Annotated in this window: 10 protein-coding genes; 4 read left to right on the top strand and 6 right to left on the bottom strand. The window is 71.7% G+C overall.

What is annotated here, in order from left to right:
- Positions 1–72 precede the first annotated feature (72 nt).
- Positions 73–1,599 (top strand): serine/threonine-protein kinase, encoded by a 1,527-nt coding sequence (locus AC07DC_RS19510; protein ID WP_478915671.1) that lies wholly within the window; start codon positions 73–75, stop codon positions 1,597–1,599.
- 24 nt (positions 1,600–1,623) lie between these two features.
- Here the strand turns inward: AC07DC_RS19510 and AC07DC_RS19505 are convergent, their stop codons facing one another.
- From AC07DC_RS19505 to AC07DC_RS19490, 4 genes are all read right to left on the bottom strand, one after another.
- Positions 1,624–3,228, bottom strand: coding sequence for a serine/threonine-protein kinase (locus AC07DC_RS19505; protein WP_478915670.1), 1,605 nt, complete (start codon positions 3,226–3,228; stop codon positions 1,624–1,626).
- Positions 3,229–3,325: 97 nt separating this feature from the next.
- Complete coding sequence (locus AC07DC_RS19500; RefSeq protein ID WP_478915669.1) at positions 3,326–3,622, bottom strand: WXG100 family type VII secretion target; 297 nt, start codon at positions 3,620–3,622, stop codon at positions 3,326–3,328.
- A gap of 85 nt (positions 3,623–3,707) precedes the next feature.
- On the bottom strand, positions 3,708–4,382 hold the full coding sequence (locus AC07DC_RS19495) for a hypothetical protein (protein WP_478915668.1): 675 nt from the start codon (positions 4,380–4,382) through the stop codon (positions 3,708–3,710).
- Positions 4,382–4,657: a hypothetical protein gene (locus tag AC07DC_RS19490; RefSeq protein WP_478915666.1), complete on the bottom strand. Its 276-nt coding sequence runs from the start codon at positions 4,655–4,657 to the stop codon at positions 4,382–4,384. Before AC07DC_RS19490 ends, AC07DC_RS19495 begins: the two co-directional genes overlap by 1 nt.
- Positions 4,658–4,904: 247 nt before the next feature.
- Between AC07DC_RS19490 and AC07DC_RS19485 the strand changes: the two genes are divergently transcribed.
- Positions 4,905–9,314, top strand: coding sequence for an FtsK/SpoIIIE domain-containing protein (locus AC07DC_RS19485; protein ID WP_478915665.1), 4,410 nt, complete (start codon positions 4,905–4,907; stop codon positions 9,312–9,314).
- 48 nt (positions 9,315–9,362) lie between these two features.
- Here the strand turns inward: AC07DC_RS19485 and AC07DC_RS19480 are convergent, their stop codons facing one another.
- Entirely contained in the window at positions 9,363–10,214 is an 852-nt protein-coding gene (locus AC07DC_RS19480) for a menaquinone biosynthetic enzyme MqnA/MqnD family protein (RefSeq protein WP_478915664.1), read from the bottom strand.
- 256 nt (positions 10,215–10,470) lie between these two features.
- Here AC07DC_RS19480 and AC07DC_RS19475 point away from each other — a divergent pair, with 256 nt between their 5' ends.
- The gene (locus AC07DC_RS19475; protein WP_014144190.1) at positions 10,471–10,674 is read left to right on the top strand and encodes a cold-shock protein; all 204 of its coding nucleotides are present in this window, start codon (positions 10,471–10,473) and stop codon (positions 10,672–10,674) included.
- Positions 10,675–10,786: 112 nt separating this feature from the next.
- On the opposite strand, the gene AC07DC_RS19470 is transcribed toward AC07DC_RS19475, so the two are convergent.
- A complete protein-coding gene (locus tag AC07DC_RS19470) occupies positions 10,787–12,613 on the bottom strand; it encodes an AMP-dependent synthetase/ligase (RefSeq protein ID WP_478915663.1) in 1,827 nt (608 codons plus the stop codon).
- A gap of 116 nt (positions 12,614–12,729) precedes the next feature.
- Here AC07DC_RS19470 and AC07DC_RS19465 point away from each other — a divergent pair, with 116 nt between their 5' ends.
- A complete protein-coding gene (locus tag AC07DC_RS19465) occupies positions 12,730–13,755 on the top strand; it encodes an AraC family transcriptional regulator (RefSeq protein ID WP_478915662.1) in 1,026 nt (341 codons plus the stop codon).
- Positions 13,756–13,763 lie beyond the last annotated feature (8 nt).

Here is a 13,763-nt window from a genome sequence, read left to right as displayed (position 1 = left end):
ACGGGCGCCGAACCGGCCGACCGCCCGAGGCGGTAGGTTGTCGTGAGACGCGTGAGGCACGGGAGGACATCGGTGGACCGGACGCCGGGAAGGCGCGGGCAGGGCACGACGGAGAACTCGGAGAGTGCCGAGGGTTCCGTCGCCGTACCCCAGCAGACCTCGTCGGAGGGATACCGTCTCCCGCCGGGGTACAAGCTGCTCCGGCAGGTCGGCACCGGGCGGCACAGTGCCGTTCTGCTGTGCGCCGAGGAGGCGACCGGCGCCGAGGTGGCCGTCAAGCTGCTCGCCGTCACGGTCGACGACGAGAGCACCCGGCTGGCCGCGCACTCCGAACTCCTGTCGGCGGGCGCCGCGGCCCGGCATCCCTGCTCGGTGACGGTGGAGGACGCCGGTTTCACCGCCGACCACCGCCCGTACCTGGTGGAGCAGTTCTGCCGCGGCGGCAACGCGCAGGCGAAGCTCGCGAACTCCGGCCCGTTCCCCGTCGACGACACGATCGTCATCGGCACCCGCCTGGCGCTGGCGCTGCACTCCGCGCACCGCCGCGGAGTGCTGCACCTGGACGTCCGGCCGGCCAACATCCTCTTCGACGAGAACGGCGACGCGCTCCTCGCGGACCACGGTCTCGCGCGCGTCCTGCAGCGCTCCGCGCCGCAGCTGGGTGCGGTCTTCGACCCGATGTTCGTGCCGCGCGAGCTGTTCGGCTGGGAGAAGCCGGGCCCGGCGGCCGACGTGTACAGCCTCGGCGCGACCCTGTACGCGCTGCTCAACGGCGAACCGGCGTACGCGGACGCGGGCCGCACGTCCTGGTCCGCGCTCTACGCGGAGGTGCTGCGCGGCGAGCTGCCGTACCCGGCACACCGCCACGACATACCGGACCCGCTGCTCATCCTCGTGCGCCGGATGATGTCGGCGAACCCGGAGGGGCGGCCGCCGCTGACGGAGGTGCACCGCTCCCTGCGGGCGCTGCTGTCGCCCGCGTCCGCGACGAGGGTGCCCGCGCTGGAGCCGGAGCCCGCGATGGAGTCGCCGCTGCCGGGCTGGGACCCGGCGGACGATCTGACGCCGGAGGAGCAGGCGGCCGTCGAACAGGCGGGCGCGCGGGCGCAGGACGAGGCCAAGCGGCAGTCGCGCAAGCGGCTCATCGCGGCGGCCACCGCGCTGGTGGTCTTCGCCGCGGCGGCGACCACGGCCACGCTGGTACTGCGCGACAAGGGCTCGAAGCCCAAGCCGAAGGCGTCCTCCAGCGCCTCCACGGCTCCCGGCCCGACGTCGAGCGCCGCCCCGGTGCAGGTGCCGGCGGACAAGCTGGCGGGGCTGATGCCGCAGAACGTGCAGGCCGTGAAGGCCAACGGAAATGTGCAGATCACGTGGAAGCCTCCGACGCAGGCCGCGCAGGTCGCCGGCTACGTCGTGCGGGCCGTGGTGCCGGGTGGCGGCGAGCCGCTGCAGAAGACGCCGAACGGCAATGAGCCCGCGGTGGTGTTCACGGCCGGGTCGGTGACGGCCGACACGTGCTACACCGTCAACGCGGTCATCTCGGTGGACGGCAAGTTCCAGTTCGCACCGTCCAAGGAGCTGTGCAAGACGACCGGCTGACCACCACCCGGCCGCTCCCTCGGGCTACTTGATCTTCTTCAGGTCACCGCTGGGGCGGCCGGCCCCGGCGTCGTTGGTGGTGTAGATCACCGTCGCGGCGTCCTTGAGGGTCAGCCGCTCCGCGGTGGCGCCCTTGGAACAGCCGCTCGTCGCGCCCGGGTCACCGGCCGTCGAGTCGAAGACCAGCACTGTGGTGGTCGCGGAGACCAGCTTCCACGTGCCTGCGCAGTTGAGCACGCCCAGCAGGTCCACGTTGCTGTCGCCGACGTTCTCGCCGATCCGCCCCGCCTTGACGGTCACCGTCAGAACCCCGTTGGGCACGCCGTTCGTGGAGACGGTGCTGCCCTGCCAGGTGCCGATGAACGCGGCGGGCACCGACCCGGTGACCGTTCCGGTGACGGCGCCGGTGGACGGGGCGCCGCTCCCGGGCCCGCCGTCGGTGGTGCCGGCCGGCTTGTCCTCCGACCGGAGCAGGACGACGGCGGTCGCGGCGAGAGCGGCGGCCAGCACCACGGCCACCGCGGCGAACAGCCTGCGGCGCCCGCGCCGTACAGGAGGTTCCGGTGCGGCTCCCGCACCGGGATCCACGGTTCCCGGGACGGCGTCGCGCGGCCCGTCCGTCCGTTCCGTGCCCAGGGAGTGCGACAGCGCGGGCGGCGGACCGAACGAGCCGTACGCCGACCCCAGGGGCGCGCCGGCGGGCGTCACCTCGGAGCGCGCGGACAGCGGAGCCGCCTCCAGGTCCAGCAGTTCGACCATATGGCGGCCGAGCTGCGCCATCAGCGGCCGGGAGAGCCAGCCCTGGCGCACGAGGGCTGCGGCGCCGTCGGGCGAGAGCCGCGCCGCGACCTCGGCGGGAGTGGGACGGACGGCCGGCGCCTTGGCGAGGCAGGACTCCACCACATCCCGTAACTCGGCCGGTACACCGTCGAGTTCCGGCTCCTCGTGGGCGACCTTGTAGAGCAGCGAGGCGGCGCTGTCGCCGCTGAACGGGCCGTGCCCGGTCGCCGCGAAGGCGAGCACGGAGCCGAGGGCAAAGACGTCGGAGGCCGCGCCGAGCGGCCGGGCGAGCACCTGCTCGGGCGACATGTAGCCCGGTGAGCCGACGACCACACCGCTGCCGGTGACGGACGCGCCGGAGGCGTCCATGGCGCGGGCGACACCGAAGTCGATGAGGACCGGGCCGTCGAGCGAGAGCATCACGTTGGACGGTTTGATGTCGCGGTGCAGCAGGCCGAGCCGGTGCACCGCGTCCAGTGCCTCGGCGAGCCCGGCGCCCAACGTCCGTACTCCGCTCGGCGGCAGCGGTCCGAACTCGCTGACGGCGTCGGCGAGCGTGGGTCCCGCGATGTACCCGGTGGCGATCCACGGCACCGGCGATTCGGTGTCCGCGTCCAGCACCGGCGCGCTCCACGCCGCGCCCACCAGCCGGGCCGCGTCCACCTCACGGCGGAAGCGGGTACGGAACTCGGTGTCCTCGGCCAACTCGGAACGGACCACCTTCACCGCGACCGTGCGCCCGCCGGGACTGCGGCCGAGATACACCCGGCCCATCCCACCGGCTCCCAGCCGGCCGAGCAGACGGTACGGGCCGATCGACGACGGATCTGTCGTAGCCAACGGCTGCATCAGAGCCTCCTCTGAGCGGAGTGTGCCCCCCGGCCGCGCCCGTGACGCACGATGCGCCGCAGCGATGATCCGCTGCGGCGCATCCGTTGCTGCTCGATCAGTGGCCGAGGCCCTTGGCGAGCTCCTCGTCCGCGGACTGGAACGCCTGCGCGGCACTCTCGAGGAACTTGCCCATGCCCTCAAGGCCCTCAATGGTCTTGGTGGCACCGGTGTTGAACTCGGTGTACGACTGGTCGAACTGCTTCGAGGAGCGGTCCGTCACGTAGCCGCCGTTCACCAGACCCTGAACGAACTTGTGCAGCGTGTTCAGCTTCTCCGTGATCTCGGCCTGGCCCGTCTTGAGCTTGGTGGCCGCGTCACGCATGTCCTGGTATGTAACGTTCACATTAGACATAGAGAAATACCTTCCATTGGCCTTGCCGCAGGGCCGACCCCCGTGGCCTTTGGGTCGCAGATTGATGTGATGGTCTGCAGAAGTCTCAGCTTACGGGTGAGGACGGCGCGGGTGCAGCCTGCGGTTCCCGGTAGCGGAACGTCGAGGTCACGGCGTCGAACACGTCGAAGAACGAGTCCGCGAGATCGAGCACCGGACTGCTGCAGGCGACCAGTGCGACCCGGTCCGCGCTGCCCGGCAGCGGGATGAACGTCTGCATCAGCACGGTGCGCACGGTCTTGGTGTCACCGGGGATCTCGATGTCCTCGATCCCGTACGTACGGGCGGCGGCGCCGGTCTCCGGGATCTCCACCGTGGTCACCTTCCGCCACGCGTCGCCCTCGCGCCGGGCCGGCTTCTCGCGCAGCCCCGCCACGATCGACGCCGGATCCGTGGCCAGCAACTGCCCTTCGGGCGTCCGCGCCCCCACCAGCGACACGGTGACGGAGGCGGTCAGCGGCACCCCGCCGAAGTTCTGCGCCATGCAACCGACGTACACCGCCCCGCTGTCGTACGCCTCACGCGCCGCCCTGCGCAGGAACTTGGCCAGAACGTCGCGGTGTTCGCCGATCGCCGGGTTCTCCTGCACGCGCTGCGCCATCAGCCGGCGGATGCTCTCGTCCCGGCTGGCCGGGTGCAGGTCGAATTCCCACCATGTCATCGGCACGGTGAGCGAGAAGCCCTCCCGCTCGACCGGCATCACCCGCGGAGTCGCACTCACTACTTGTCGCCCTCACCCTTTGCCGCTTTCGCCAAGTCGTCGGCGAGTTGCTTGTCCGCCTTCCGGATCTCGCGCACCGCGGTGTTGGCCATCTTGGCCAGACCCTCCAGGTGCCCGTCGATCTCCTTCCGGCCGTCCTTCCAGTTGTGCTCGAAGCTCTCCAGCGCGTCCGCGACCTTCCCGGAGCCGAGCTTCGCCTCGTAGGACTCGAAGAGCTTGCGCGTCCCGTTCATCGTGGTCCGTACGGACTCGAGGTTGGAGGCAAAATCCTCCAAACCGCCCAGATCCACCTTCAATCGGTCAGGATTACCCATTCTTCCCCCGTCGGTTCTGCGGCCGCCCACGCGCGCGGCTTCCGCGTCCAATGCCCGTCAATTCTCTCACTCTTGACCCTCCCACCGTCAGGGACACCTGTCGCCGCGGGCCCGGTTCCGGCCGGTCCGGCCGGTGCGTTGTCATCGACCTGTTGCATGATGGTCAACAGCAAATACCAGTAGTGCTCAGTGGTGCAGGGGGACGGCAGTGGAACTCCAGCTCAGCGTGATCGACCCGGTCCGTGACGACCGTGCGGACATGCTGGTCGACGCCGACCCCGCGGCGCCCGTCGGGGCGCTCGCGGCGGAGATCGGCCGGCTGCTCGGACGTCCGGAGGACGGACAGGGCCCGCCGGCCCTGCACATCAACGGCTTCCAGATCGACCCCGATCTGAGCCTGGACGCCTCGCCGGTGCGCGACGGCGCGGTGGTCAGCGTGTCCGCTCCCGACGCCTGCCCGGTGCCGGACGCCCAGGGCACCGTGGAAGTTCGGATCGTGGGTGGCCCCGACGCGGGCGGCGTGCACCGGCTCGGCCCGGGCGTCGCCGTCGTCGGCAGCGGACCCGACGCGTGGATCCGGCTCAACGACCCGGCGCTGCCGCACTCCGCGGTGGAGGTGGATGTCGCGGTCGACGGGACCGTCACCGTCCACCCGTCCTTCGGCAGCTCCGCCACCATCGACGGCAAGCCGCTCACCGACGCGAGCCCGTGGCGGCCGCGCAGCGTCGTCGCCGCCGGACAGACCCTGCTGGAACTGAGCCTGCCCAGCTTCCCGGACACCGCCCTCAAGCCCTCCGAGGACGGCACCGGTCTCGACTACAACCGGCCGCCGCGCATCACCCCGCCGCCGCGGCCCACCAACTTCCAGCTGCCGAGCAAGCCCAAGCAGTCCGAGAACCGGCCGATGCCCTGGCTGATGGCGGTCGTGCCGCTGTTCGGCGCCGTCGTCATGGCGATGATGATGCACCAGCCGCGCTTCCTGTTCATGGCGGTGCTCAGCCCGATCGCCATGGTCGGCAACTACGTGAACGACAAGAAGCACGGCAAGAAGTCGTTCCGCCAGACCAACGCCGACTACGAGACGCACAAGGAGTCGATCGAGCGGCAGGCCCGCAAGGCCATGGCCGCCGACACCGCCGCCCGCCGCACCCAGGCCCCGGACCCGGCCGAGGTGCTGGTCGCCGCGACCGGGCCCAGCCAGCGGCTGTGGGAACGGCGGCGCTCCGACCCGGACTACGGGATGCTGCGCGTCGGCACCGGAACCCTCCCCACCGAGGTCCAGGTCTCGGACCCGGCCCAGGAGGAGCACAAGCGCAACGAGGCCCGGAAGCTGTCCGACGTCCCGGTGACCGTCCCCATGCAGCAGCACGGCGTACTCGGCGTCGCCGGGCGCGGTGAACTGCCGCGGGCCATCGGCCGCTGGCTGGTGGCCCAGGCCGCCGCCCTGCACTCCCCCGCCGACCTGCAGATCTGCGTGCTCACCGACCCCAGCGGCCGCGAGGGCTGGGAGTGGGTGCGCTGGCTGCCGCACGCCAGGGCCCGCGAGGGCCAGTCCGCGCTGGCCCTGATCGGCACCGACGCCGACAGCGTCGCCCGCCGGATCAGCGAGCTGCTCGCCCAGGTCACCTCCCGCCAGGACGCGGCCCGCGAGGCCGGCTCCCAGCCCAACCAGGCCTGGGGCGGCCCCACGATCCTCGTCGTCCTCGACGGCTCCCGGCGGCTGCGCGCGCTGCCCGGACTCACCCAGGTGCTGCGCGACGGCCCCCGCGTCGGCATCCACCTCATCTGCCTCGACGCCGACCGCCGACTGCTCCCGGAGGAGTGCCGCGCGCTCGTCGAGGAGGACTACTACGGGCTGCTGCAGGTCTCGATGGCCGGTGTCGAGCCGGTCTCCGCGGTACGGCCCGACTGCGTGACCGCCGCGTGGGGCGAGCAGATGGCCCGCGCGATGGCCCCGATCCGCGACGTCAGCGGTGACGAGGGCGCGGCCCTGCCGGACGCCTGCCGGCTGCTGGACGTGATCGAGATGGAGCCGCCCACCGTCGGCGGGATCGCCGCCCGCTGGAGCATGGGCGGCCGCTCCACCCAGGCCGTGGTCGGCTCGTCCTTCGACGGCGCGTTCGCCATCGACCTGGTCCGCGACGGGCCGCACGGCCTGGTCGCCGGCACCACCGGCTCCGGCAAGTCCGAGCTGTTGCAGACCATCGTGGCCTCGCTGGCGGTCGCCAACCGGCCGGACGCGATGACGTTCGTCCTCGTCGACTACAAGGGCGGCGCGGCCTTCAAGGACTGCGTGAAGCTGCCGCACACCGTGGGTATGGTCACCGACCTCGACACGCACCTGGTGGAGCGGGCCCTGGAGTCGCTCGGCGCCGAGCTGCGCCGCCGCGAGCACACCCTCGCGGCCGCCGGCGCCAAGGACCTCGAGGACTACATCATCGCGATGCGCACCAACCCGGGCCTCGCGGCGATGCCCCGGCTGCTCATCGTCATCGACGAGTTCGCCTCGATGGCCCGTGAGCTGCCCGACTTCGTCACCGGCCTGGTCAACATCGCCCAGCGAGGCCGTTCGCTCGGCATCCACCTCATCCTCGCCACCCAGCGCCCCTCGGGTGTGGTCTCGCCCGAGATCCGCGCCAACACCAACCTCCGCATCGCCCTGCGCGTCACCGACGCCAGCGAATCCTCCGACGTCATCGACGCCCCGGACGCCGGATACATCGCCAAGTCCACGCCGGGCCGGGCCTATGTGCGGCTCGGCGCCTCGTCGCTGCTGCCGTTCCAGTCCGGCCGCGTCGGCGGCCGGCGGCCCGGCCAGGTCGCCACCAAGGCCCCCGCGCCGTGGACCGTGCAGATCGGTTGGGACGGCCTCGGCCGCCCGGTCCCCGAGCGGCCGGCCGGTCCCCGCACCAACGACGACGACCTGCTGACCGACCTCGCCGTCCTCGTCGAGGCCATCCAAGGCGCCAACGAGCAGCTGGGGCTGCCACCGCAGCACAGCCCGTGGCTGCCCGCGCTCACCGAGCGCATGGTCATCGACGAGTTGGAGACCCCGGTCAACGTCTCCCGCGACGGCCTGCTGCCGGCCCCGTACGCGGTCGACGACCTGCCGAGCGAGCAGGCGCGGCGCACCGCCTCCATCGACCTGACCACCTTCGGGCATCTGATGATCGCCGGTGCCCCGCGCATGGGCCGCTCCCAGACGCTGCGCACCATCGCGGGCTCGCTGGCCCGCTCCAACTCCTGCGCCGATGTGCACCTGTACGCGCTGGACTGCGGAAACGGCGCGCTCCTCGCGCTGTCCGCGCTGCCGCACTGCGGCGCGGTGGTCCGCTCCAACGAGGCGGACCGCGCGGTCCGGCTGGTCGGCAAGCTCGCCGCCGAGGTGCAGCGCCGGATGGCCCTGCTCGGCGAGGGCGGCTTCACCGACATCAACGAGCAGCGCACGGGCGTCGCCGAGCAGGACCGACTGCCGCACATCGTGCTGCTGCTCGACCGCTGGGAGGGCTTCACCCCCTCGCTCGGCGATCTGAACAACGGCTCGCTGACCGACACGATCTTCCAGCTGATGCGCGAGGGCGCGTCCGTCGGCATCCACGTGATCATGACGGGCGACCGGTCACTGCTGCTCGGCCGGATCTCCACCCTGACCGAGAACAAGATCGCGCTGCAGCTCAGCGACTCGGGCGACCTGTCCCTCATCGGCCTCAACCCGCGCAAGATCCCCGCGAAGATCCCGCCGGGCCGGGCGTTCCGCGCCCAGGGCGCCACCGAGACCCATGTGGCACTGCTCACCGAGGACCCCAGCGGCCAGGCCCAGTCCGCGGCCCTGCACGCCATCGGCGCCGCGGCCAAGGAGCGGGACAGCGCCGTACCCCGCGCCCGCCGGCCGTTCCGGGTCGATGTGCTGCCCTCCCGGATCGAGTTCGAGGAGGCGTGGGAGATGCGCGACCCGCACGAGATGCAGGCGATGCGCGGTGGCGGCCGGCTCTGGTCCATGGCGGCCATCGGCGGCGACCAGCTCACCGTGCTGGGCCCGAACCTCGCCGAGGGCACTCCCTGCTTCGTCATCGGGGGCCCCGCCCGCTCCGGGCGCAGCACCGCGCTGCTGACGATGACGCGCTCGTTCCTGACCGCCGGCACCCAGATCATCCTGGCCACCCCGCGCCGTCAGTCGCCGCTGCGCCGCCTCAAGCACGCCCCGGGCGTCGTGGGCTTCTTCGGCACCGACGAGATCACCACGGCGGAGCTGCAGGAGGCGCTGTCCCGCTTCAGCGGCCCCGGAGTGATCATCGTGGACGATGCGGAGCTGCTGCGTAACTGCGAGGCGGGGGAGGTCTTCCAGTCCGTGGTCCGCAACGCGACGGGCAAGGAGATCGGCCTGGTCATCGCGGGCGACGCGGACGACATCTGCGGCGGGTTCAACGGCTGGCAGGTCGAGATGAAGAAGGCCCGCCGCGGCCTTCTCCTGTCCCCGCAGAACATGTCGGACGGCGACCTGGTCGGCGTCCGGCTGCAGCGCGGCTCCATCGGCCAGGCCATCCAGCCCGGCCGCGGCCTGCTGCACCTGGGCGACGGCGAGGTCCGCACCGTCCAGGTCCCGTTGACCGCGCTGTAGCGACCCGGTCGTCACAGCAGTCGCTCCGGACCCGGGAGGCGCGCGCCGTCACAGCAGTTCGACGCGCGCCTCCTCGGGGAAGCCGACCCGGCGGGCGAACTCGGCGATGCCGTTGAGCTGCCCGGACCCGAGCGAGAAGTCGAGCGTGGTGAAGTACCTGCTCAGCAGCTCGGCGTCGAAGGCCTCCCAGCGGGCGGCCTGCTCGGCGACCTTGTCGACCTCTTCCAGCGACAGGTCACGGGAGGCGAGGAACGCGCGGTGCACCTCGCGGACGGCCTCGGGCTCGCGGGCGAGGTAGTCGCGGCGGGTGGCCCAGACGGCGAAGACGAACGGCAGCCCCGTCCACTCCTTCCACATCTGGCCCAGGTCGTGCACCTGCAGGCCGAGCCGGGGCGCGTCGTGCAGGGAGGCCCGCAGGGCCGCGTCACCGATGAGGACGGCGGCCTGCGCCTCCTGCATCATCAGCGACAGGTCGGGCGGGCAGCTGTAGTAGTCCGGGCTCACCCCGTACCGCTCGGTGAGCAGCAGCTCGGCGAGGCGCACGGAGGTCCGGCTCGTGGAGCCGAGGGCGACCCGCTGGCCGTCGAGCCGGTCGAGCGGCAGCTGGCTCACGATGACGCAGGACATGACGGGGCCGTCGCAGCCGACCGCGATGTCGGGGAGCGCCACCAGTTCGTCGGCGTGCCGCAGGTACTCCATGAGCGTGACGGGAGCGACGTCCAGGTCCCCGCGCACCAGCTGGGCGCTGAGCTTCTCGGGGGTGTCCTTGGTGAGTTCCAGGTCGAGGAGGGCCCCTGTCCTGGCAAGGCCCCAGTACAGGGGCACGCAGTTCAGGAACTGGATGTGGCCGACCCTCGGACGGGTCCGGCCGCTTTCGGCATGAGGTGCAGATTTGTCCACATCAGGAGGCTAGTCCTGGTCCTTGCGGATCTTGCGGGCGGGCGGCGGAACCGCCCCTGGAAGGGCCTCAAAAGGCCGATCTTGAGACCCTTCCCCACCCCTGAACCTGCGTGCTACTCTCCTCGCAAGTTGCAGTTTGGTTTCCCTTGCAGTACAGAGCCTGCGGAGCATGTGACCCCGTAGGCTTTTGTAGTTTTCAGACTTCGCAGTTGCAGGTTCTGGAGCAGGGCAACCCTTTGGGCCCAAGGAGGGCTTTATGGCTACCGGAACCGTGAAGTGGTTCAACGCTGAAAAGGGCTTCGGCTTTATCGCCCAGGACGGCGGGGGCCCCGACGTCTTCGTTCACTACTCCGCGATCAACGCCGCTGGGTTCCGCTCCCTCGAGGAGAACCAGCAGGTCAACTTCGACGTCACCCAGGGCCCGAAGGGCCCCCAGGCGGAGAACGTAACCCCGGTCTGATCGACGGGATCGCCTAAAAAGCACGACCAAGGAGCCCCGCACCACTGGTGCGGGGCTCCTGCCTTTCCCGAGACCTTCCCGGCGGCCTTCCCGGCGGCCCCTGCCTGCTCGGCTACTCCGGGCGTTCCGCCAGTTCCGCGTAGAGCGCGTCGATCCGGTCGCGGTACCGGTCCGCGACGACCGAGCGGCGGATCTTCAGCGTCGGGGTGAGTTCGCCCGACTCCACCGACAGGTCCTCGTCGAGGATCACGAACCCCCGGATCCGCGCCGGCCGGGCGACCAGCTCGTTGGCCGCGTCCACGGCCTCCTGCACCAGGGCGTGCACCGCCGGGTGCCGGGTCGGGCGGGCGCCCAGGACCTTCTTGTGGCGCGACGCCCAGCCGATGATCTCGTCAGGGTCCAGGGTGAGCACCGCGACCGGGTACGGGCGGCGGTCGCCGATCATCACCGCCCGGGACACGTAGCGGGACTGCTGGACGGCGAACTCGATCTGTGTCGGGGTGAGGTTCTTGCCGCTCGACGTGATCACGATGTCCTTCTTGCGGCCGGTGATCGTCAGATAGCCGTCGGCGTCGAACGCGCCGAGGTCCCCGGTGTGCAGCCAGCCGTCGGAGTCCAGCGCCTCGGAGGTGGCCGCCGGGTCCCCGTGGTAGCCGGGGAAGACGTTGGCGCCCCTGACGAGCACCTCCCCGTCGTCCGCGATCCGCACCTCGCAGCCGTCGATCGGCCGGCCGACCGTGCCGTGCCGGAAGTCGTCGGCGTGGTTGACGGCGATGAGCCCACCGGATTCCGTCATGCCGTACCCCTCCAGGACGCCGAGGCCGCAGGCCCGCAGGAAGGCCATGGTCTGCGGGGCTATCGGCGCGGCTCCGGTGGTCGCCCAGCGCAGCCGGCCGCCGAAGACGGCGCGGACCAGGCTGAACAGCGCGGCGTCCGCGGCGTCGTAGGCCTCCCGCAGCTCCGGCGGCAGCTCCTCGCCGCGGTCCCGCAGCTCGGCCGCCCGCACGCCGAGCGCGACGGCCGCCTCGAACCGTTCCCTGCCACCCTCCTGCGACTCCGCGAGCGACAGCACCTGGGAGTGCACCTTCTCGAACAGCCGCGGCACGGAGGGCAGATGGGTGGGCCTGACCTCGGCGAGCTCCGCGACGATGTTCTCGATCCGCCCGCCGAAGAAGCACAGCGCCCCGCCGACCAGCAGCGTCGTGAACTGGATCAGCTGGGCCAGCATGTGGGCGAGCGGCAGATACAGATACGTGGTGTCGCCGGGCAGGCCGCCCTCGATGTGCGGCACGGTGGCGTCCTGCACGGCGCCGAAGTTGCCGTGGGTGAGCCGGCAACCCTTCGGCATCCCGGTGGTGCCCGAGGTGTAGACGATGGACGCCAGGTCCTCGGGCTTGCGTGCCTCGGCGCGGGCGAGCAGTTCGGCGAGCGCGTCGGCGTCGGGCGGAGCAGCCGTCGTCCCGGACGCGCCGTCCGCCCCGAGCCCGTCGAGCCCGTCGAGCACGTTCAGCACCACCACGTGCCGCAGTTGCGGCAGCCGGTCCCGCAGCCGCTCCACCTTGGCGGCCTGCCGGTCGTCCTCGCAGAGGATCAGGGAGGTGCCGGAGTCGCCCAGCACCCAGGCGACCTCCTCGTCACCGGCCGTCGGATAGACCGGCACGATGACGGCGCCCGCTGTCAGCGCGGCAAGGTGCGCGTAGGTCCACTCCGGGCGGGTCTCGGACAGGATCGCCACCCGGTCACCGGGCTCGACGCCGAGCGCGACGATCCCGCAGCCGGCCCGCCGTACGGTGTCGCGCAGTTCCGTGTAGGTGATGTCGCGCCAGCCGTCGCCGGCGCGGAAGCGCAGTGCGGGGATGTCGCCGTGCCGTGCCGCCGCCCATTCCGCTGTCGACGCCAGCGTCCTTGGCCGATCGGTCTGCGGTGCCATGGTGCCCATCGCGCGCCTCCCTTGGTCGTGTAGCCATGACGCTATGAAGCACCGGGCCCCACGAAGATGACACGAACCGTCAGGCGGGTTGACCCTGCCGCTCAGCAGGAGCACCGTTGAGTGTCATGGGCACGCATACGATCACGGTGCACCGGGTCAGAGCGGCGTTACGCGGTGCCCAGCGGCTCGGCATCGACACCGCCCCGTTGCTCCAACGAGCCCAGATCGCACCCCTGTTGCTCGGCGACGACCGGGCCCGGGTGACCGACGCCCAGTTCACCTGCCTCGTCAAGGAACTGCACCGGGCCACGAACGACGAGTTCCTCGGCCTCGGCCCCGCGCCCAGCCCGCGCGGCACCTTCGCCATGATGTGCTGCACGGCGCTGGGCGGCCGTGACCTCGGCGCCGCGCTGGACCGGGCGGTGCGGTTCTACGGGCTCTTCCCGAGCGGGCCCGACCTCTCCGTCCGGGCGTCGGACGAGGTCGCACGCTTCACCGTGCGCGGCGAGCTCACCGACGACCCGGACCACTTCCTCGCCGAGTGCCTGCTCGTCATCTGGCACCGGCTCTCCAGCTGGCTCGTCGGCAGCCGCATACCGCTGCTGCGCGCCGACTTCGCCTATCCGGCGCCGCCGCACCGGGCCGAGTACGATCTGCTCTTCGGCTGTCCGGTCCGCTTCGGCGCGGAGCGCACCGGCGCCGCCTTCGACGCGCACTGGCTCGACGCCCCGCTCATCCAGGACGAGTCGGCGCTCGGCGAACTGCTGCGCCGGGCCCCCGCCGACCTGCTCAGCCGGCGCGACTACGGCACCACCGTCACCGAACAGATCCGCCGCACGATGGCCCGCGCCCTGACCACCCGCGCCCGGCTGCCGGAGGCACCGGAGATCGCGGCCCGGCTCGCGGTCAGCCCCGCGACGCTGCGGCGCCGGCTGACGGCCGAGGGCACGTCCTTCCAGCGGCTCAAGGACTCGGTCCGCAGGGACGCGGCCATCGCCGGGCTCAGCGAGGGGCACGAACCGATCGCCCAACTGGCGGCGCGGCTCGGCTTCTCCGAGGACACCGCCTTCCACCGGGCGTTCCGCCGCTGGACCGGGACCACCCCCGGCGCGTACCGCCATGCGGCCTCCGGGGCGCATCCGTCGGAGTGAATCTCCCG

This window comes from Streptomyces sp. NPDC045021 (assembly GCF_056432645.1).
This window is presented reverse-complemented; position numbering and strand designations above follow the sequence as displayed.

Excerpts from the sequence above, each read along its gene's own strand:
- AC07DC_RS19465 (WP_478915662.1), top strand. The coding sequence starts at position 12,730 with ATGGGCACGCATACGATCACGGTGCACCGGGTCAGAGCGGCGTTACGC.
- AC07DC_RS19500 (WP_478915669.1), bottom strand. The coding sequence starts at position 3,622 with ATGTCTAATGTGAACGTTACATACCAGGACATGCGTGACGCGGCCACC.
- AC07DC_RS19470 (WP_478915663.1), bottom strand. The coding sequence starts at position 12,613 with ATGGGCACCATGGCACCGCAGACCGATCGGCCAAGGACGCTGGCGTCG.
- AC07DC_RS19505 (WP_478915670.1), bottom strand. The coding sequence starts at position 3,228 with ATGCAGCCGTTGGCTACGACAGATCCGTCGTCGATCGGCCCGTACCGT.
- AC07DC_RS19475 (WP_014144190.1), top strand. The coding sequence starts at position 10,471 with ATGGCTACCGGAACCGTGAAGTGGTTCAACGCTGAAAAGGGCTTCGGC.